The organism is Pseudomonas sp. BF-R-19, from assembly GCF_019956445.1.
Classification (GTDB): Bacteria; Pseudomonadota; Gammaproteobacteria; order Pseudomonadales; family Pseudomonadaceae; genus Aquipseudomonas; species Aquipseudomonas fluorescens_BH.
On the sequence record NZ_JAHBDN010000062.1, the window covers coordinates 1 to 17,478 of the forward strand.

Annotated in this window: 17 protein-coding genes; 6 read left to right on the forward strand and 11 right to left on the reverse strand. The window is 58.2% G+C overall.

From position 1 onward, the window contains the following. Nucleotides 1–516: 516 nt before the first annotated feature. The 9 genes from msrQ to mrcB form a co-directional block, all read right to left on the reverse strand. The gene (msrQ, locus tag KGB28_RS18135; protein ID WP_223446816.1) at nucleotides 517–1,137 is read right to left on the reverse strand and encodes a protein-methionine-sulfoxide reductase heme-binding subunit MsrQ; all 621 of its coding nucleotides are present in this window, start codon (nucleotides 1,135–1,137) and stop codon (nucleotides 517–519) included. Then, nucleotides 1,137–2,150, reverse strand: coding sequence for a protein-methionine-sulfoxide reductase catalytic subunit MsrP (msrP, locus tag KGB28_RS18140; RefSeq protein ID WP_223446818.1), 1,014 nt, complete (start codon nucleotides 2,148–2,150; stop codon nucleotides 1,137–1,139). The genes msrQ and msrP overlap by 1 nt, the downstream gene beginning before the upstream one ends. Nucleotides 2,151–2,213: 63 nt before the next feature. After that, a complete protein-coding gene (pssA, locus tag KGB28_RS18145; protein ID WP_223446820.1) occupies nucleotides 2,214–3,071 on the reverse strand; it encodes a CDP-diacylglycerol--serine O-phosphatidyltransferase in 858 nt (285 codons plus the stop codon). Nucleotides 3,072–3,213: 142 nt separating this feature from the next. Continuing rightward, nucleotides 3,214–4,230, reverse strand: a complete 1,017-nt coding sequence (gene ilvC, locus KGB28_RS18150; protein WP_003228216.1) for a ketol-acid reductoisomerase — start codon at nucleotides 4,228–4,230, stop codon at nucleotides 3,214–3,216. A gap of 45 nt (nucleotides 4,231–4,275) precedes the next feature. Beyond that, nucleotides 4,276–4,767 (reverse strand): acetolactate synthase small subunit, encoded by a 492-nt coding sequence (gene ilvN, locus KGB28_RS18155; protein ID WP_003176102.1) that lies wholly within the window; start codon nucleotides 4,765–4,767, stop codon nucleotides 4,276–4,278. Nucleotides 4,768–4,769: 2 nt separating this feature from the next. Continuing rightward, entirely contained in the window at nucleotides 4,770–6,494 is a 1,725-nt protein-coding gene (locus KGB28_RS18160; protein ID WP_223446822.1) for an acetolactate synthase 3 large subunit, read from the reverse strand. A gap of 483 nt (nucleotides 6,495–6,977) precedes the next feature. Continuing rightward, the gene (locus KGB28_RS18165) at nucleotides 6,978–7,313 is read right to left on the reverse strand and encodes a YqcC family protein (RefSeq protein ID WP_046041827.1); all 336 of its coding nucleotides are present in this window, start codon (nucleotides 7,311–7,313) and stop codon (nucleotides 6,978–6,980) included. After that, entirely contained in the window at nucleotides 7,313–8,050 is a 738-nt protein-coding gene (locus tag KGB28_RS18170) for a tetratricopeptide repeat protein (RefSeq protein ID WP_223446824.1), read from the reverse strand. The genes KGB28_RS18165 and KGB28_RS18170 overlap by 1 nt, the downstream gene beginning before the upstream one ends. A 16-nt stretch (nucleotides 8,051–8,066) precedes the next feature. Continuing rightward, the gene (gene mrcB / locus KGB28_RS18175) at nucleotides 8,067–10,385 is read right to left on the reverse strand and encodes a penicillin-binding protein 1B (protein ID WP_223446826.1); all 2,319 of its coding nucleotides are present in this window, start codon (nucleotides 10,383–10,385) and stop codon (nucleotides 8,067–8,069) included. Nucleotides 10,386–10,501: 116 nt separating this feature from the next. Between mrcB and KGB28_RS18180 the strand changes: the two genes are divergently transcribed. The 4 genes from KGB28_RS18180 (at nucleotide 10,502) to KGB28_RS18195 (ending at nucleotide 13,782) form a co-directional block, all read left to right on the forward strand. Next, nucleotides 10,502–12,058, forward strand: coding sequence for an AAA family ATPase (locus tag KGB28_RS18180; RefSeq protein ID WP_223446828.1), 1,557 nt, complete (start codon nucleotides 10,502–10,504; stop codon nucleotides 12,056–12,058). A gap of 91 nt (nucleotides 12,059–12,149) precedes the next feature. Continuing rightward, nucleotides 12,150–12,494, forward strand: coding sequence for a pentapeptide repeat-containing protein (locus KGB28_RS18185; RefSeq protein ID WP_223446830.1), 345 nt, complete (start codon nucleotides 12,150–12,152; stop codon nucleotides 12,492–12,494). Nucleotides 12,495–12,741: 247 nt separating this feature from the next. Further along, nucleotides 12,742–13,014, forward strand: coding sequence for a TfoX/Sxy family protein (locus KGB28_RS18190; protein WP_108216473.1), 273 nt, complete (start codon nucleotides 12,742–12,744; stop codon nucleotides 13,012–13,014). Nucleotides 13,015–13,464: 450 nt separating this feature from the next. Beyond that, nucleotides 13,465–13,782, forward strand: a complete 318-nt coding sequence (locus KGB28_RS18195; protein WP_223446832.1) for a Rieske (2Fe-2S) protein — start codon at nucleotides 13,465–13,467, stop codon at nucleotides 13,780–13,782. Here the strand turns inward: KGB28_RS18195 and sfsA are convergent. Together sfsA and KGB28_RS18205 are read right to left on the reverse strand one after the other, a co-directional pair. Continuing rightward, a complete protein-coding gene (gene sfsA / locus KGB28_RS18200; protein WP_223446834.1) occupies nucleotides 13,779–14,492 on the reverse strand; it encodes a DNA/RNA nuclease SfsA in 714 nt (237 codons plus the stop codon). The two genes, KGB28_RS18195 and sfsA, sit on opposite strands and share 4 nt — an antisense overlap. Next, nucleotides 14,492–15,664: a pyridoxal phosphate-dependent aminotransferase gene (locus tag KGB28_RS18205; RefSeq protein WP_223446836.1), complete on the reverse strand. Its 1,173-nt coding sequence runs from the start codon at nucleotides 15,662–15,664 to the stop codon at nucleotides 14,492–14,494. The genes sfsA and KGB28_RS18205 overlap by 1 nt, the downstream gene beginning before the upstream one ends. A gap of 333 nt (nucleotides 15,665–15,997) precedes the next feature. Between KGB28_RS18205 and dksA the strand changes: the two genes are divergently transcribed. Both dksA and gluQRS read left to right on the forward strand, forming a co-directional pair. After that, nucleotides 15,998–16,438, forward strand: coding sequence for an RNA polymerase-binding protein DksA (dksA, locus tag KGB28_RS18210; protein ID WP_007971100.1), 441 nt, complete (start codon nucleotides 15,998–16,000; stop codon nucleotides 16,436–16,438). Nucleotides 16,439–16,515: 77 nt separating this feature from the next. Further along, complete coding sequence (gene gluQRS, locus KGB28_RS18215; protein ID WP_223446838.1) at nucleotides 16,516–17,406, forward strand: tRNA glutamyl-Q(34) synthetase GluQRS; 891 nt, start codon at nucleotides 16,516–16,518, stop codon at nucleotides 17,404–17,406. Nucleotides 17,407–17,478: the final 72 nt, after the last annotated feature.

Consider the following 17,478-nt stretch of genomic DNA (forward strand, 5'->3'; position numbering starts at 1 on the left):
AATCTGAGCCATGATCAAACTCTTCAGTTCAAACATCTTTGGGTTTTGAGAAAACCCTAAACTTGGCTCAGCAATCGTTGGTTACATCTTTGATTTCTCGCGGAGTAACTTGTGATGCTGATAATCTGTTGACTAGCAGTCTGACTCCACAAGCACCCACACGAATTGCTTGATTCAGTTGTTAAAGAGCGGTTGGTTAAGATCTTTCGTCTCAACCGAGGCGCGCATTCTACAGCAGCCTCATTTGCTGTCAAGTGATTATTTTCAGAAGCTTTCAAAGTTTCCTTTGCAACTTCAACCACTTGCGCTTCAGATCTCTCATCAGCGGGAGGCGAATTCTACAGCGTTACACGCTGCTGTCAACACCTCTTTTTCAACTTCCTTTTGGCTTCGATGACCTGAAGCAACTTGCTGTCGAAAACTGCGTAACTCGTTGTTTACCAAGGAGTTTTCCGTTTCGACTGCGCCGGAAGTGGGGCGAATTATAGACACCTGGAATCTGCCGTCAACCACTATTTACGCCTTTTTGGCGGAAGAGCCCTTTTTAGCCATTAAACGCGGGATTCGACGAGCCAAAGGCGGTAGCCGCAGCACTAACAGCAATGCACCTATAGAGGCATAGATCGCCCACTCCTTCAGGTCGGCGCGCACAATCCAGAGCATATGCAGTAATCCAAGCCCGAGAATGACATACGCCAGGCGATGCAACTTCTTCCAGCGGGCACCCAATCGTCGCTGACTGTATCGATTGGAAGTCACCGCCAATGCCAGCAAACCAAGAAAACCCAGCGCCCCGACAATAATGTAAGGCCGCTTGCGCAACTCGACACCCAGTTGCGACCAGTCAAAACCAAGTATGAATGCGCAATAACTACTGAGGTGGAGCAGCACATAGGCAAAACACCATAACCCCAACTGTCGCCGCACGGCATTCCATCCCGCCCAACCCGTAAGTTTCTGCAAAGGCGTCAAGCTCAAGATTACGAGCAGCAGAACAAGCGCCCCCAAACCCAGCCGGTCGACCAGTACCTTGCCCGGATCCGGCCCGAGAACATCCTCCCAGGCCTGATACAACCACAGCAGCGGCCACACCAGCACCACGACAAAGACACCGATACGCCAAAACGGATAGCGCATCAGTAGTTCTTCCTCAGGTCGAGCCCCGTATATAGAGAGGCGACTTCCTCTGAATAGCCGTTGAACATTTGCGTGTCACGTACATTGGGCTTGAACAAACCGCTGGGAAGGCGGCGTTCACGAGCCTGAGTCCAGCGAGGATGATCAACAGTGGGATTCACGTTCGCATAAAAGCCATATTCATCCGCAGCAATGCTCTGCCAGGTGGTTTTCGGCTGCTCACTGACCAGACTGATGCGCACGATGGACTTGATGCTCTTGAAGCCATATTTCCAGGGCACCACCAAACGCAACGGCGCACCGTTTTGATTAGGCAACTCACGCCCGTACATGCCTACCGCAAGAATCACCAACGGGTTCATCGCCTCATCCAGACGCAGCCCCTCTATATAGGGCCAGTCGATCAAGGCAAAACCGGAACGCTGACCCGGCATGCTTTTGGGATCCTGCAGGGTTTCGAAGCGGATGAATCTGGCTTTCGAGGTCGGCTCCACCTCCTTGAGTAAGGCCGAGAGCGGAAAGCCGATCCAGGGAATGACCATCGACCAGGCTTCCACACAGCGCAAACGGTAGATTCGCTCCTCCAACTGATACGGTTTCATGAAGTCTTCGAGCGCATACCGCCCGGGCTTGCCCACCTCCCCGTCCACCACCACCGACCACGGCTCCGTCTTCAGCGTGCCGGCATTGGCAGCCGGATCACCCTTGTCGGTGCCGAACTCATAGAAGTTGTTGTAGTGGGTCGCGTCCTTGAACGGCGTGATCGCCTCATCCTTGACGACAACCGCCCCCCACTTGACCGAGGAAAGCTTTTCGCTGAACCAGGAAGGCGCCTTGCCAGGTTCGACGTCCGCATAACGCGCCACATCGTCGGCAACCGCCCACCGAGGAAGACCGCTCACGGCCAAACCGGTAACAGCAACACCCAATACATTGCGTCGAGAAAGATAGATGGATTCAGACGTGACATCCGACTCATGGCAGTCGGATGCCTTAGGGACTTTGATCAGCATGGCTACTCCGCAGCATTGGAGAACAGATGCACCAACAGACTGCGGAGTATGAGGGAAATTACATCACTCGACGCTTTTACGCCGACGAAGATGTAACAGGTATTGAACCGGGCCGGACGCGGCATAGGCGAGGAAGACCAGCAGCAGAATGCGCGGCGGATCACTGAAAACAACCGCGAACACCAACACTACTGCGAGAATCGCCACGAAAGGCACTCGCCCCTTCAGGTCCAGTTCCTTGAAGCTGTTGTACTTGATGTTGCTGACCATCAGCATGCCGGCCGCCGCCACCATCAGCGCAACCAGGAAAGACATCTTGGAACCCTGGATGCCGTAGTCGCTGAACGCCCAGACGATACCTGCAACCACACCCGCAGCGGCTGGACTGGCCAGACCGATGAAGTAGCGCTTGTCCGCCGTACCGACTTGAGTGTTGAAACGCGCAAGACGCAGCGCCGCACCCGCGACATAGATGAAGGCAACCATCCAGCCAACCTTGCCCATGTCACCCAAGGCCCAACCAAATGCGAGCAACGCCGGGGCAACACCAAAGGCAACCATGTCCGACAGCGAATCATACTCGGCACCGAAGGCGCTCTGGGTATTGGTCATGCGGGCCACGCGGCCGTCCAGGCCATCGAGCACCATTGCGACGAAGATCGCGATGGCCGCAAACGCGAAATACTTGCTCGCATCGGCCGAGTTACCCGCACTCAGGGCAGCCTGGGCGCTCATCGAGTTGATGATGGAATAAAACCCTGCGAACAGGTTCGCAGTGGTGAACAGATTCGGCAGAAGATAGATACCACGATGCCGGACTTTACGACCTTCGGCGTCATGCCCTTCTTCGACATGCTCATCGATGGGCAGCAGGCTATCGGCGTCAGAGGCCTGGTTTGGCTCTTCGGGGCGTTCGCTCATGGACATTACCTTGCAACGGGTGGAAAGTTTGGACAGGTGTCTGGGACGACGGTTCGGCCGCAAACGATGCAGCTTTATACCAGAACCGGCCCCCAAACGAAAAAACGCGGCCTAAGCCGCGTTTTTCGTACAAGCGCGTGACTTAGTTTTTGGCTTTGTCGACGATCTTGTTGGCACCGATCCACGGCATCATGGAGCGCAGTTGCTCGCCGATGATTTCGATACCGTGAGCGGCGTTGTTACGACGCTTGGCGGTCATCGAAGGATAGCCGGTAGCGCCTTCGCTGATGAACATCTTGGCGTATTCGCCGTCCTGAATACGTTTCAGGGCGTTGCGCATGGCCTGACGGGATTCGGCGTTGATGACTTCAGGGCCGGTCACGTACTCGCCGTATTCGGCGTTGTTGGAGATCGAGTAGTTCATGTTGGCGATACCGCCTTCGTACATGAGATCGACGATCAGCTTCAGTTCGTGCAGGCACTCGAAGTAGGCCATTTCCGGCGCGTAGCCAGCTTCAACCAGGGTTTCGAAACCGGCTTTCACCAGCTCAACGGTACCGCCGCACAGAACGGCTTGTTCGCCGAACAGGTCGGTTTCAGTCTCGTCCTTGAAGGTGGTTTCGATGATGCCGGTACGACCGCCGCCAACACCGGCAGCGTAGGACAGAGCGACGTTCTTGGCGTTGCCCGAGGCGTCCTGGTAGATAGCGATCAGGTCAGGGATACCGCCGCCCTTCACGAACTCGGAACGTACGGTGTGGCCTGGAGCCTTCGGCGCGATCATGATCACGTCGAGGTCAGCGCGCGGCACAACCTGGTTGTAGTGGATCGCGAAGCCGTGGGAGAAGGCCAGGGTGGCGCCTTTCTTGATGTTCGGCTCGATTTCGTTCTTGTACAGGGAGGACTGGAACTCGTCCGGGGTCAGGATCATGACCAGGTCGGCAGCTGCAACAGCGGAAGCAACGTCGGTCACTTTCAGGCCGTGAGCTTCAGCCTTGGCAACGGTAGCCGAACCTTTACGCAGGCCGACAGTCACGTCAACGCCGGAGTCTTTCAGGTTGCACGCTTGAGCGTGGCCCTGGGAACCGTAACCGATGATGGCAACTTTCTTGCCCTGGATGATCGACAGGTCGCAGTCTTTATCGTAGAAAACTTTCATGAATTTCCCCTATATCAGGCCGTTCAGGCCGTTCGCTAATTTGGTTTAGATGCTGAGTACTTTGTCGCCGCGGGCAATGCCGGTCACGCCACTACGGACGGTTTCCAGAATCGAGGCGGTGCCAATGGACTGAATGAAGCTGTCGAGCTTGTCGCTGGTACCGGTCAGTTGAACGGTATACACGCTGGCACTGACATCGACGATCTGTCCACGGTAAATATCGGTAGTGCGCTTGATCTCGGCACGCTGGGCGCCGGTGGCCTTGACCTTGACCAGCATCAGTTCGCGCTCGATGTGAGCACTCTCCGACAGGTCGACCAGTTTTACCACTTCGATCAGCTTGTTCAGGTTCTTGGTGATCTGCTCGATGACTTCATCGTGACCGACAGTGGTCAGCGTCAGACGCGACAGGGTCGGGTCCTCGGTTGGAGCCACGGTCAGGCTTTCGATGTTGTAGTTGCGTTGCGAGAACAGGCCAACCACACGAGACAGAGCGCCGGGTTCGTTTTCCAGAAGCAAGGAAATAATGTGCCGCATGATTAGGTACGCTCCGTCTTGCTCAACCACATATCGCGCATGGAGCCGTCTTTGATCTGCATCGGGTAGACGTGCTCGCTGGTATCGACCGAAATATCGATCACCACCAGGCGATCTTTCATGGCGAACGCTTCTTCCATCTTCGACTTCAAATCTTTCGATTCAGTGATGCGCACGCCAACGTGGCCATAGGCTTCAGCCAGCTTGACGAAGTCAGGCAATGACTCCATGTAGGAGTGCGAGTGACGGCTGCCATAGCTCATGTCCTGCCACTGGCGAACCATACCCAGAACACCGTTGTTCAGAATGACGATTTTTACCGGCAAACCGTATTGCAGACAGGTGGACAGTTCCTGGATGTTCATCTGGATACTGCCTTCGCCCGTCACGCAGACGACGTCATCATCCGGGAAGCTCAGCTTGATGCCCATGGCCGCCGGAAAACCGAAGCCCATGGTGCCCAAGCCACCGGAGTTGATCCAGCGGTTCGGCTTGTTGAACGTGTAGTACTGCGCCGCAAACATTTGGTGCTGGCCCACGTCGGAGGCCACAAAGGCATCGCCCTTGGTTACTTCGCACAGGGTTTCGATCACGGTCTGCGGCTTGATGACGCTGCCGTCGCCCTTGTCGTAAGGGAACAGACCGCGGTCACCGCGCCACTCATCAACTTGCTTCCACCAGCTGGCAACGGACTCCTTGTTCGGGGTCTCGCCGATTTCCTTGAGGATCGCGACCATCTCGGTCAGGACACTCTCGACCGGACCGACGATAGGCACGTCCGCCTTGATGGTCTTGGAAATCGAAGCCGGGTCGATGTCGATGTGAATGATCTTGGCATTCGGACAGAACTTGGCCGGGCCATTGATCACTCGGTCATCGAAACGTGCGCCGACTGCAAGGATCACGTCGGCATGGTGCATCGCCAGGTTAGCGGTGTAGCTGCCGTGCATGCCGAGCATGCCGATGAACTGACGGTCGGTGCCAGGGTAGGCACCCAGCCCCATCAGAGTATTGGTCACTGGCAGGTTGAGCATCTTCGCCAATTCTGTCAGCGGCGCAGAGCCACCACCGAGAATCACGCCGCCGCCTGCGTACATCACAGGACGCTTGGCCGCCAGGAGCATTTCTGCCGCCTTGCGGATTTGGCCCGAGTGACCGCGAACGGCCGGGCTGTAGGAGCGCAACTTGGCTTTTTTCGGAAAGACGTATTCGAACTTCTCGGCCGGGTTGGTCATGTCTTTCGGGATATCGACAACGACCGGGCCAGGACGACCGGATTGCGCCAGGTAGAAAGCCTTCTTCATGACCTCCGGGATTTCCGAGGCGTGCTTGATCATGAAGCTGTGCTTCACGATCGGCCGGGAGATACCGATCATGTCGGTTTCCTGGAACGCATCGGTGCCCACCATGCTGCTAGGCACCTGGCCGGAAATGACCACCATTGGAATGGAGTCCATATAGGCGGTGGCAATACCGGTAATGGCGTTTGTCGCGCCAGGACCGGAAGTCACCAGTACCACACCGGCTTTACCGGTGGCACGGGCGTAGCCGTCAGCCATATGGGTAGCCGCTTGCTCGTGACGAACCAGGATATGGGTCACTTCCGGTTCTTTGAACAGGGCATCGTAAACATGAAGAAGAGCACCACCCGGGTACCCGTAGATATATTTGACGCCTTCGTCGCGCAAAAAGCGGACAAGCATCTCACCGCCAGATAAAAGCTCCACGTTGCTCACCTCTAAAACGCCAGAATACCGCCCACGAAAAATGGGACGGGTCTTAATAGGTTTACTTCTCGGCAGAGCATGAGCGACGGTGGTCGCCGACTACGTCAGCACTGACTGAGCAAGTATTGGGATCGTCCCAAGTGTTGCGGGGCTTTCCCACCCAGCGCGAGGTAACGCGTTGCGGGTGTAACAGGTCGACGCGGATATGCGCCTCATGATCTGCTGAGAGGGTCTGCTTCTGGCAGTCCCTGTACAGCGGACTTTGGATTCTTCTGTTTCGTCCTTCGCAAGTCAAGTCGTCTATGTGCTTTATTCTACTAAGCACATGAGAACGCAAGAAAAAACCCGTAAATCAGCCCTGTGTTAGCTTCGATTGCGCAACTTTTGGCAAAAAATTGGCACGCGCATGCAGTTACCCAGCAACGGCCGACAAAATAGAGGGATATTGTGAACAACTGCCAGCGGACGCTGGCAGCTTCTGGCTCAGCGGGACGCGGTGATCAGCTGATCAAACTGCTTGAGCAATACCTGCAACTGCCGATCCTTGCCCTGGACATTGCGCCCGGCAAAGACCATTTCAGCCATTTCCTGAATGCCCGAAGCATTGGGTAGCGGCAAATCCTGCTCGAGGATCATCTTCATGCGTGGCAGGAAGATCCACTGCAGCCATTGCTCGAAATCCAGTGTGTCAACCGAAAACGGCTCGACACTGGAAAGCGCTTCCGCAGAGGGCGGGACTTCATCCCACCACCCTTGCACCCGCAGCTCGCGCTCGATCAACAACAGTTGATCGGCGATTTTCAGAAAGCGCGCATCCATCACAGCGTTACCTTGGCCTTCTGACGAGCCAATGCCGCGCCCTGGGAGTCACCCTGCTTCGCGCGCGCCTGGGCAATCAGCTCCCACAAGTTGGCCTGAAGGGCTGGACGGCCATTGGCCAAGGTCAGCCCACGGCGAGCGAACTGCTCGGCCTGGGCCGCATCGCCCTGAGCCATGCGCACCTGCGCCAGACGGTAAAGCACCTGCGGCTCACGCGGTGCAACACGTTGGGCGCGCTCGAGGCTGGAGGAGGCACCATTGAGATCACCGCTCGCCTGTTGCTGTTGAGCGGTGGTCAGCAAAGCCAATACCGGGCCGTCCAGTTGCTCATCTGCAGAAAGCCCGCCCGAACTGGCCGACGGAATCCCGCTTGGCGACGACGGCATGCTGTAGCTGCCTTGATTGATCGGCGCCGACTGGACCGGCGACGTGTCAATTGGCCCCGGCGTAATCGGACCCGGGGTAATCGGTGTCGTGCTGATCGGCATCGAAGTCGTTGCCGCGCCTGGCACCATCACCACTACACCGCTGTCGCCTTGCGCAATCGCCTGGGTCTGCGACTGGCCTTGTGCAGGGCGCTTGACGGTCGTCTGGCGGAAACCGCCATTGGCCGAGATCCGCTCACTGTTGGACACGGCGGTGCCGGAATCCACAACCGGAATCGAGCCACGTTGTACGCTAGAGCAACCGCTGAGCAAAGCTACGGCGGCAACCGCTGGAATCAACCATTTGTTCACTTGAAACCCTCTTTGCTTAATTCATCCAGCCTTTGACCCAGTCCATCACCGACTCGGCAGGATTTTCACCACCGCAAGCGGCACCGGGAGGTGGTTCGCTGCCGCGAATATACGGCATCTGCACGGCACCCGGGCAACCGGCGTCAGAACCTTGCCCGGTTCGCGAATCAACCCAGGCCTGAACGATATTGTCCGGCTGCGGCATGTCCAGCGGCAACGGGTCGGCCTTGCGCATGAAGCTGGTCCAGACCTGCAGTGCTCCGGTGGCGCCGGTGAATGGCGTCTTGCCGTTGTCGTCGCGACCCAGCCAGACCACCGCCAGCAAGTCCTGACTGAAACCGGCAAACCAACTGTCCCGCGAGTCGTTACTGGTACCGGTCTTGCCCGCCAGGGTCAGGGTCCTTGGCAACACGCTATAAACCGAGCTGCCGGTACCTTCACGCATCACCCGCTGCATGGCGCTCTGGATCAGGTAAATGGAGGCCGGATCAAAGCGCTGCTGAATCTGGAACGGATAACGCTTGAGCGGCTCGCCCTCGGCAGTCAGCACGCTACGAATCCCGCGCATCGGCGTATTGAAGCCGCCATTGGCGAGGGTCTGGTACATGGTCGCCACTTCGATTGGCGTCATGCCGCCGGCCCCGAGCAACATCGACGGGAAGGCCGGGAATTCACGTGTCACACCCAGGCGCTCCACCGTCTTCAATACGTTCGGCACTCCTACCGCCAAACCGAGACGCGCGGTCGACAGGTTGTAGGAATGCGCCAGGCCCTGATAGAGGAAGACCGTACCGTGAGAACGACGATCGTAATTCTGCGGCTTCCAGACCTGACCATCCGCACCTTTGACCGAGAAGGATTCGTCCGACAGCCAACTGGTCAATGTGTACTGGCTTGGTTTCTCCAGCGCAGTCAGATAAACCGCCGGCTTGATCAGCGAGCCGATCGGCCGTACCGCATCCAGCGCCCGGTTGAACCCGGCGAAACCGGCCTGGCGACTGCCGATCATGGCCTGCACCTCCCCGGTCTCCGGGTTGGTCACGACCATTGCCGCTTCGACGTCATCGGAACCCTTGCGCCCCGCCAGACGCTTGAAGGTGTCATTGACCGAGGCTTCAGCCTTCATCTGCAGGATCGGGTCGAAACTGGTGAAAATCCGCAGGCCTTCTTCGGTCAAGTCTTCGTCGCGATAGTCTTCGCGCAACTGACGTTTGACCAGATCGAGGAAGCCGGGGAACGAACTGTCCGCCAGACTGCCACGCTTGGTCACGCCCAACGGCATTTTCTTCGCCGCCTCAACCTGCTCGGCAGTCGCAACGCCCTGCTCTTGCAGCACATCGAGTACCAGGTTGCGTCGCTCAAGAGCACGCTCCGGATAACGACGGGGGTTATAGGCAGAAGGCCCTTTGACCATGCCCACCAGCAGTGCGACTTGATGCAGCTTGAGCTCGGCCAGCGGCTGACTGAAGAAGAACTGGCTGGCCAGACCGAAACCATGCACCGCGCGCTGACCGTCCTGCCCGACAAACACTTCGTTGAGGTAAGCCTCAAGGATTTCGCGCTTGTCGTAATGCAGCTCAAGCAGCAGCGCCATCATCGCTTCGGTGAGCTTGCGGTTCAGGCTGCGCTCGTTGGTCAGGTAGAAGTTTTTGACCAACTGCTGAGTCAGGGTACTGCCGCCCTGACGCATGCGGCCGGACGAACCGTTGACCCAGACTGCACGGGCGATCGACTTCGGCGATACACCAAAGTGATGATAAAAATCACGATCCTCGACCGCCACCAGCGTTTCAAGCAGGTACGGTGGCACCTGATCGATCTTGATCAGGATCCGGTCTTCGAGGTTTTTCGGGTACAGGCCGCCGATCAGCAGCGGCTCCAGGCGCACCACCGACAGTTTCGAGCCCTTTGCCCCCGCCAACTCGGCCACGTAATCGCCGGAGAAACGCACCCGCACCGGTTGCGCCTGCTCCATGCCTTCATAGAACTGGAAGCCACGGGTGTTCAGATCAACGGTATTGCCGTTGACCGACGCTGCCCCCGGACCATTGGCCACGCTTTCACGGCGATAGCCCAGGGCATCGAGTTCGGTCAGGAAATCATCCCGGCTCAGCTTCTGTCCGACGAACAGCTCGAGCGGGCGCGCGTAAACCTTGGCCGGGATGGTCCAGCGCTTGCCGGAGAACTTCTCCTGGACGATTGCATCAAGGTAAACGGCGAATCCGGCCAGCACCACCAGGGCGACCAGACTGAGTTTAATGGCCCAGCCCAGCCACGGGCGCAGGCCCCTGGAGGGTGGTTTTTTTGGGGTGCGGGGAGTTCGAGTACGAGTCATGGCGGCGGATTATACGCACTTTATTCATCCTCAACAGGAGCGCTCCGAGGTTTGCGTCAAGCGGACTTGCGGCCATAATGACGGCCTTGAATTTCCCCGACTCTGAAGGATCGCCTGTGAGCCAGTCCCTGATCGCTGCCCTGCAAAACCCTGCCCTCTACCCGCATCCTGTAGAGGGATTCCAGGTCATCGAGACCCATATTTCCTGGGTACTGCTCACCGGCCCCTATGCCTATAAAGTGAAGAAGCCGGTCAATTTCGGTTTTCTCGACTTCACCAGCCTTGAGGCTCGCGAACACTTTTGCGCTGAAGAACTGCGCCTGAACCAGCGCCTGACCGACGATTTGTACCTCGAAGTCCTGCCCGTCACCGGCAGTGCCGAGGCTCCGCAACTGGGTGGCGAAGGCCCGGCCATCGAATATGTACTGAAGATGCGCCAGTTCCCGCAAACCGGCTTGCTCAGCACCCTGCAAGCCAATGGCGAACTGACCACCGCGCACATCGACGAGATGGCCGAGCAAATCGCCCACTTCCACCTCAGCGCACCGAAAGTGCCGGCCGGGCACGAAGCCGGCACCCCGGACAGCGTCATGGCGCCGGTGCGGCAGAACTTCGAACAGATCCGTCCGTTCCTCAGCGACAAAGCCGACCTGTTGCAACTCGACGCCCTGCAAGCCTGGGCCGAAAGCAGCTTCGAGCGCCTCAAACCGCTGTTCGCCCAGCGCAAGGCCGATGGCTTCATTCGTGAATGCCACGGTGATATCCACCTGGGCAACGCAACCGTGATCGACGGCAAGGTCGTGATCTTCGACTGCATCGAATTCAATGAACCGTTTCGCTTTACCGACGTTTATGCCGACACCGGCTTCCTGGCGATGGACCTGGAAGATCGCGGCCTGAAGTGCCTGGCGCGTCGCTTCATCAGCCAGTACCTGGAGCTGACCGGTGACTATCGCGGTCTCGAACTGCTGAACTTCTATAAAGCCTACCGCGCACTGGTCCGCGCCAAGGTTGCCCTGTTCAGCATGCCGGCCGACGCCACTGCGGTGCAGCGCGCCACGACCCTGCGCCAGTACCGCAACTACGCCAACCTGGCAGAAAGCTACAGCACCATTCCTTCACGCTTCATGGCCATTACCTGCGGCGTTTCCGCCGTCGGCAAGAGCCATGTCGCCATGCGCCTGGTCGAAGCCCTGGGCGCGATTCGCCTGCGTTCCGATGTTGAGCGCAAGCGCCTGTTCGGCGAGCAAACCGTCGAGAATGATGTACAGGCCGGCATCTATAGCGCCGACGCCAGTGCGGCGACCTATGCCCGCCTGCACGAAATCGCCGACGTCATTCTGCGTGCAGGCTTCCCGGTGGCGGTCGATGCCACTTACCTCAAGCGTGATCAGCGTGACAGTGCCGCAAAGGTGGCCGAGGCCACGGGCGCACCCTTCCTGATCCTCGACTGCAATGCGCCGCAGGCCGTGATCGAAAGCTGGCTGGCCATGCGCCAGGCGGACAAGAAAGACCCGTCCGACGCCACCCTGGCTGTTATCGCAGCGCAGCAAGCCAGCCGTGAAGCGCTGACACCCGCAGAAATCCTCTGCAGCAAGCGCGTCCAGACCAATGAAAGCGGGACGCTCGATACCGTTGTCGCGCAAATTCGTCAGCGCCTTCCGGGCCTGTAAGGAAGTTTTTCAGCCGTGAAGCCTCCGCTGGCTTCACGGCCGTCAAATAGTGGCACTATAATGGCGTCATAAAACCAACAGGTGATGCGACATGAGCCAGCCGAAACTTCTCGACACACCGCTTTATGCCCTGCTGCACAAAGACGACATCAGAGGCTTCAACAGTGAACGCCCCAAGGATGGCCCCATCGACATGGCGGGTGGAGATTTCCGGGGGTTGGACCTGCGCGAGCTGAATGCCGACGGTGTGGATTTCAGCAACGCCTACTTCCGTTCCGCCGACTTGCGTGGCATCGATTTTCGCAAAGCGAACCTGGAAGGCGCGAGCCTGGCCCACGCGCAAATCTCCGGTACGTACTTTCCGGTGGAACTCAGCGCCGACGAAATCCTGATGTCGATGAACTTCGGCACGCGATTGCGTTATCGCACCCGCTGACCAACGTCGCTGACTGACACGTCCAGCGCCTTTGGTTGCGCTGGACTGTGGGGGGATGCTCACCCGTAACTCCTGATTCTTCCCCACCTCTTCCCACCGCATTCGCGGACTTTTCACGCTCTGCCAACACTCGTTTCTTAGAAGCATTTGCGTCGAAAACGAGCAAACAATCACGCTTTTCCTACTGATGGCTACACTCCTCAGAAGATTGCCCACGCTCTCCATTCGGCCATCGCAAGGAGGCTTGATGAATGATGAACTGCAACACCTGAAGAATCTTGGCAAGACGTCAGCGCAATGGTTGCATGCCGTGGGCATCCATAGCGCTTCGGACTTGCGTCGCCTCGGGGCGGTGGATGCTTATCGGGCCGTGCGCACGCGCGGTTTTCGGGCGTCCAAGGTGTTGTTGTACGCAATTGAAGGCGCCCTGATGGACGTTCACTGGAACGACATTCCTGCCGAGCGCAAGGAAGCGCTGAACAAACAACTGGAAGCCATCTCTACACGACACAAGATTTGATCCGACAAATACTTCTATAGCTTTGCAACCTGAAACCCAATGATTACGGGGCCTGCAGACGCAAATCCGGCAAATCGCAAAGAAATCGAAAAACAGCGGTTGACTTGGTAATGAGAATCGATATGATTATCACAACTGGTCGCGAGACTGGTCGATATTCTGAAAAGCCCTTGGTTCGGACTCTCGGATTATCTCCTCATCAGGCTAATCACGGTTATTTGACCCGGCTCTTGCCGGGTCTTTTTTTGCCTGTGGAAAAGTACTGGCAGGATGCGGCGATGGGTGCTCCACGCAGATCACGCTGACGCGGGTGTCAGGCGCATAAACAGCTTTCTCTGAAGGTTTCCCGGGCATCGAATGATCAGGCCAAGTATCCTCGACGATAGACACTTGCCCCCGGCGGGCAAGACGGCCAATCGATAATTGCAAGCTGCAGGACCGAGGATAGAAATGAAGTTGCTTTGCGCAGGTGCCGAGCTGGTCAATGACAGCAGTCGCGGGTTCGACATCGATGGCCAAAAGTTTTTTGCGGTGCGCCGCAGCGGGCAGGTTTACGTCTACATCAATCGCTGCCCGCACCGGGGCGTTGCCCTGGAGTGGCATCCCGACCAGTTTCTCGACCCCAGCAACAGCCTGATCCAGTGCGCCACCCATGGCGCACTGTTCCTGATCGAAGACGGTGAATGCGTCGCCGGCCCCTGCGCGGGGCAAGCCTTGACCGGCGTGGCCTGTCGCGAGGATAAACAGGGGATCTGGATCAGCCTTTAACCACCCGGCAACACGTCCAGACGCCGGTCGACCAACATTTCTTCGTGGCTCAACCGCACACCGTAAGCCAATACCTCGACCCCGCAGGCGATAGCCTCACGCAAGGCCTGCGCATAAGCCGGATCGATTTCCTGCGCCGGGCGCACGGCCTCGATGTCGGTCAGGCAAACACAGTACAACTGCACCGCGCGAATACCGTCCCTGGCCAGGTGTGCCAGCTCCCGCAGATGCTTGGCGCCACGCTGGGTGACCGCATCGGGAAACGCTGCCACCGCCGTACCGTCGAAACCCAGGGTCACGCTTTTGACTTCGACGTAGGCAGGCCCTTCGGGGTAATCGAGGCGGAAATCGATACGACTGTTTTCCTGGCCATAAGCCACTTCGCGCTTGAGCCCGGTAAAACCATTCAGCTCGGTGATGACGCCCGCTCGCAACGCCTCTTCGATCAAACCATTGGCGCGGCCGGTGTTCACGCAAAACAGCCGCCCTTGCGGGGTTTCACCGATCTCCCAGGTGCCAGGCAACTTGCGTTTCGGGTCGTTTGAGCGACTGAACCAGATCTGCCCGCCTTCGACCTGACAATTGAGCATCGAGCCTGTGTTCGGACAGTGAATGGTCAGCAATTCGCCGCCAACGGTTTCGATATCGACAAGAAAACGCTTGTAACGTCGGATCAGGCGCCCTTCTTCGAGGGGAGGATGAAAACGCATCAGCCTTGCCAGCTCCGCAACCCACGGGCAATGCGCTCGACTGCCTCCTGCAAACGCTCGAGATTTTGCGTATAGGCGAACCGCACATGATGCCCCGCCTGATAACGCCCGAAATCCAGCCCCGGGGTGAATGCCACATGTTCGGTTTCGAGAAAATGTTTACAGAACGCGAAGGCATCGCCGCCGAACTTGCTGATATCGGCGTACAAGTAGAACGCCCCTTCCGGCTCCACGGCAATACCGAAGCCCAATTCACGCAAGGCCGGCAGCAGGTAATCCCGGCGCCGGCCAAATTCGGCGCGACGCTCTTCGAGAATGCTGATGGTTGCCGGCTCGAAACAGGCCAGTGCAGCGTGCTGCGCCATGCTTGGAGCACTGATGTAGAGATTCTGGGCGAGCTTTTCCAGCTCACCGACGGCCGCGTCGGGGGCCACCAGCCATCCCAGCCGCCAACCGGTCATCCCGAAGTACTTCGAAAAACTGTTCAGAACGAATGCACTGTCGTCGACTTCCAGCACGCTGGCCGCATCGGTGCCGTAGGTCAGGCCGTGATAAATCTCGTCGACCACCAGATGACCGTGGCGCTCCTTGATCGCGACAGACAGCTTCGCCAGCTCGTCGCGGGTCAGGATAGTGCCGGTCGGATTGGCTGGCGACGCCACCAATGCGCCGACGCTGTCGTGGTCCCAATGACGCTCGATCAGGCCCGGCGTCAATTGATAACGCACATCCGGACCGACCGGCACCAGTTGTGCCGCGCCTTCGACCAGCCTTAGGAAATGCCGGTTACACGGGTAGCCCGGATCCGCCAGCAGCCAGTGCTTACCGGGGTCGACCAGCAAAGCGCTGGCCAGCAGCAACGCGCCGGAGCCGCCCGGCGTGATGAGGATGCGCCGCGGGTCGATGTTCAAGCCATAACGCTGCTGATAAAAGCCCGAAATGGCCTCACGCAGCTCCGGAATACCGCGCGCGGCGGTGTAACGGGTCTTCCCCGCTGTCAGCGCAGCCTGGCCGGCCTGGATGATCGGTTCGGCGGTGGTGAAGTCCGGCTCGCCGATTTCCAGGTGAATCACATCGTGGCCGGCGGCCTGCAATTCATTGGCCCGCGCCAACAGCGCCATGACATGGAAAGGTTCGATCGCGCGACTGCGGGCACTGTAGGGCTGAGCCATTGGCCTTCCTTCAACGGAAAAAAAACCGATTCTACCCAAGCGCAGGAACGAGCGAGAACCTAAAGCGGTCAGAGGCCTTGTAACCCCGATCACAAACGACTCAAGCGCGCGCGCAAGGTTTGACTAAAATCAATAATTGAGCAGGGTTCCAGAGCCACCAGACAACGGTTTGTCATCATTTGCAAGCACCATGTGCCGCGAGCTCGACATCCGGGAGTAGCGCGGCCCGAGTTGATCTGGTAAGTTCGCCCGCTTGCAGCCGCAGGGCCGGCAGGTGCCGGTGATGGAGCAATCCTGCGCAGATGGATTACAAGAGTAGAGGCGGTCTATTTCATGTCCACCCAAGCAAAGCAGCAAAACCAGGCGATCAGCGGCTTCGAGCCCTATGTTCAGAAAGCCGGCGAAGAGTACATGGGCGAGCCCATGCGCAAGCACTTCACCAAGGTCCTGAATCAGTGGAAGAAAGAGCTGATGGAAGGTGTCGACAAGACCGTGGACCACATGAAGGACGAAGCGGCCAACTTTCCTGATCCGGCAGACCGTGCCAGCCAGGAAGAGGAATTCGCCCTCGAACTGCGTGCCCGCGATCGTGAACGCAAGTTGATCAAGAAGATCGACAAGACACTTCAGCTGATCGAAGACGAAGAGTACGGCTGGTGTGAATCCTGCGGCATCGAGATTGGCGTCAAGCGCCTCGAAGCCCGCCCTACCGCCGACCTGTGCATCGACTGCAAGACCCTGGCGGAAATCAAGGAAAAGCAAGTCGGCAAATAATTGCGGCTTGAACGAAGAACGGAGCGTGCGAACGCTCCGTTTTTGTTTCTGATGTTTTTTTGGCTTTAAATGCATTCATGACCGCCAACACCCCCTATATCGGGCGCTTCGCCCCAACCCCTAGCGGCCATCTGCACTTCGGCTCGCTGGTCGCCGCACTGGCCTCCTACCTCGACGCACGCTCGGTGGGCGGACGCTGGCTGATGCGCATGGAAGACCTTGATCCACCCCGCGAGGAACCTGGCGCCCAGGCGGCCATTCTCAAGGCACTGGAAAGCTATGGCTTCGAGTGGGATGGCGACCTGGTTCGCCAAAGCGAGCGGCACGATGCCTACGCCGAGGTGCTCAATCGCTTGTTCAATCAAGGTCTGGCGTACGCTTGCACCTGCTCGCGCAAACAGCTGGAGCCGTATCACGGGATTTATCCAGGGCTATGCCGCAATGCCGGCCATAGCACTGACAACGCGGCCATCCGCCTGCGCGTACCGGAACTGGAATACCACTTCATCGACCGGGTGCAGGGCCAATACCGACAGCACCTGGGCCGGGAAGTCGGCGACTTCGTGATCCGCCGCCGCGACGGGCTCTACGCCTATCAGTTGGCCGTGGTCCTGGACGATGCCTGGCAGGGCATCACCGATATCGTTCGGGGTGCCGACCTGCTGGACTCCACGCCCCGCCAGCTCTACCTGCAAGAACTGCTTGGCCTGCCTCAACCACGTTATCTGCATATCCCGCTGATTACCCAGCCCGATGGCAACAAACTCGGTAAATCCTACCGTTCGCCGCCGTTGACCGAGGATCAGGCAACGCCCCTGCTGCTGCGGGCGCTACGGGCGCTGGGACAGAACCCTGGAACCGAACTGACGTACGCCACGCCACAGGAGGTGCTGAATTGGGGCATTGCCCACTGGGATGCCTCGCTGATCCCGCGCACACTGAGCCTGCCCGAGGCACAGCTATTGTGATCGCACTTGCAGTGGCGCGCCCATCCGTTACCATCGCCGCACGTTTTCGGGCACCCGCATAAAAAAAGAGAG

What these genes read in the sequence shown, in the direction of transcription:
- msrQ (WP_223446816.1), bottom strand. Translation starts at nt 1,137, where the DNA reads ATGCGCTATCCGTTTTGGCGTATCGGTGTCTTTGTCGTGGTGCTGGTG.
- msrP (WP_223446818.1), bottom strand. Translation starts at nt 2,150, where the DNA reads ATGCTGATCAAAGTCCCTAAGGCATCCGACTGCCATGAGTCGGATGTC.
- pssA (WP_223446820.1), bottom strand. Translation starts at nt 3,071, where the DNA reads ATGAGCGAACGCCCCGAAGAGCCAAACCAGGCCTCTGACGCCGATAGC.
- ilvC (WP_003228216.1), bottom strand. Translation starts at nt 4,230, where the DNA reads ATGAAAGTTTTCTACGATAAAGACTGCGACCTGTCGATCATCCAGGGC.
- ilvN (WP_003176102.1), bottom strand. Translation starts at nt 4,767, where the DNA reads ATGCGGCACATTATTTCCTTGCTTCTGGAAAACGAACCCGGCGCTCTG.
- KGB28_RS18165 (WP_046041827.1), bottom strand. Translation starts at nt 7,313, where the DNA reads ATGGATGCGCGCTTTCTGAAAATCGCCGATCAACTGTTGTTGATCGAG.
- mrcB (WP_223446826.1), bottom strand. Translation starts at nt 10,385, where the DNA reads ATGACTCGTACTCGAACTCCCCGCACCCCAAAAAAACCACCCTCCAGG.
- KGB28_RS18185 (WP_223446830.1), top strand. Translation starts at nt 12,150, where the DNA reads ATGAGCCAGCCGAAACTTCTCGACACACCGCTTTATGCCCTGCTGCAC.
- KGB28_RS18190 (WP_108216473.1), top strand. Translation starts at nt 12,742, where the DNA reads ATGAATGATGAACTGCAACACCTGAAGAATCTTGGCAAGACGTCAGCG.
- KGB28_RS18195 (WP_223446832.1), top strand. Translation starts at nt 13,465, where the DNA reads ATGAAGTTGCTTTGCGCAGGTGCCGAGCTGGTCAATGACAGCAGTCGC.
- sfsA (WP_223446834.1), bottom strand. Translation starts at nt 14,492, where the DNA reads ATGCGTTTTCATCCTCCCCTCGAAGAAGGGCGCCTGATCCGACGTTAC.
- KGB28_RS18205 (WP_223446836.1), bottom strand. Translation starts at nt 15,664, where the DNA reads ATGGCTCAGCCCTACAGTGCCCGCAGTCGCGCGATCGAACCTTTCCAT.
- dksA (WP_007971100.1), top strand. Translation starts at nt 15,998, where the DNA reads ATGTCCACCCAAGCAAAGCAGCAAAACCAGGCGATCAGCGGCTTCGAG.
- gluQRS (WP_223446838.1), top strand. Translation starts at nt 16,516, where the DNA reads ATGACCGCCAACACCCCCTATATCGGGCGCTTCGCCCCAACCCCTAGC.